Raw genomic sequence first — 1,442 nt, 5'->3', positions numbered from 1 at the left:
TGCTCTTTAACAATCTGGAACAAGCTGAAAAATTGAAAACAAATCAATATATCACCGAGGTATATTGATGAGTCTCTCAAAATCTCAAACTTTGAATGTGTCGTTGACACCAAAGTGGGATGCGCGAGCAAATTACAGTTCAAGGCGGACAGCGCGCAGTCAGCGCAACATACTTAGGTATGTGAGCATGACGAGCACTGCCCAACGAAGAAATGAAATCTGCGCAGCCATCACCACCAAGTCGTCTACGAAAAGACACCTTCGGGTTGTGAGGTTAAGCGAATAAGCGTACACGGTGGATGCCTAGGCAATCAGAGGCGATGAAGGACGTGCTAATCTGCGATAAGCGTCGGTAAGGTGATATGAACCGTTATAACCGACGATTTCCGAATGGGGAAACCCAATATCCAATGGATATTATCATTACGTGAATACATAGCGTAATGAAGCGAACCGGGAGAACTGAAACATCTCAGTACCCCGAGGAAAAGAAATCAACCGAGATTCCCCTAGTAGCGGCGAGCGAACGGGGAACAGCCCAGAGTCTTAATCAATAGCAGCATCAGGAGAACGGTCTGGAAAGTCCGGCAGTAAAGGGTGATAGCCCCGTATCTGAAGATGCTGTTATTGTGAACTCGACGAGTAGGGCGGGACACGTGTTATCCTGTCTGAATATGGGGGGACCATCCTCCAAGGCTAAATACTCCTGATTGACCGATAGTGAACCAGTACCGTGAGGGAAAGGCGAAAAGAACCCCGGCGAGGGGAGTGAAAAAGAACCTGAAACCGTGTACGTACAAGCAGTAGGAGCCTCTTTTATGGGGTGACTGCGTACCTTTTGTATAATGGGTCAGCGACTTATATTCTGTAGCAAGGTTAACCGTATAGGGGAGCCGTAGGGAAACCGAGTCTTAACTGGGCGAAATTAGTTGCAGGGTATAGACCCGAAACCCGGTGATCTATCCATGGGCAGGTTGAAGGTTGGGTAACACTAACTGGAGGACCGAACCGACTAATGTTGAAAAATTAGCGGATGACTTGTGGATGGGGGTGAAAGGCCAATCAAACCGGGAGATAGCTGGTTCTCCCCGAAAGCTATTTAGGTAGCGCCTCGTGAATTCATCTTCGGGGGTAGAGCACTGTTTCGACTAGGGGGTCATCCCGACTTACCAACTCGATGCAAACTGCGAATACCGAAGAATGTTATCACGGGAGACACACGGCGGGTGCTAACGTCCGTCGTGAAGAGGGAAACAACCCAGACCGCCAGCTAAGGTCCCAAAGTCATGGTTAAGTGGGAAACGAAGTGGGAAGGCTCAGACAGCCAGGATGTTGGCTTAGAAGCAGCCATCATTTAAAGAAAGCGTAATAGCTCACTGGTCGAGTCGGCCCGCGCGGAAGATGTAACGGGGCTAAACCATGCACCGAAGCTGCGGCAGCGA

The 1,442-nt window shown here is 49.4% G+C and carries 1 rRNA gene; it reads left to right on the top strand.

Annotated features, from left to right (window positions below):
* Positions 1-272: 272 nt before the first annotated feature.
* Positions 273-1,442 (top strand): 23S ribosomal RNA (locus tag ABN099_RS18985); the annotation flags it as partial.

The organism is Proteus hauseri, from assembly GCF_040139125.1.
Taxonomy (GTDB): Bacteria; Pseudomonadota; Gammaproteobacteria; order Enterobacterales; family Enterobacteriaceae; genus Proteus; species Proteus hauseri_B.
This window is presented reverse-complemented; position numbering and strand designations above follow the sequence as displayed.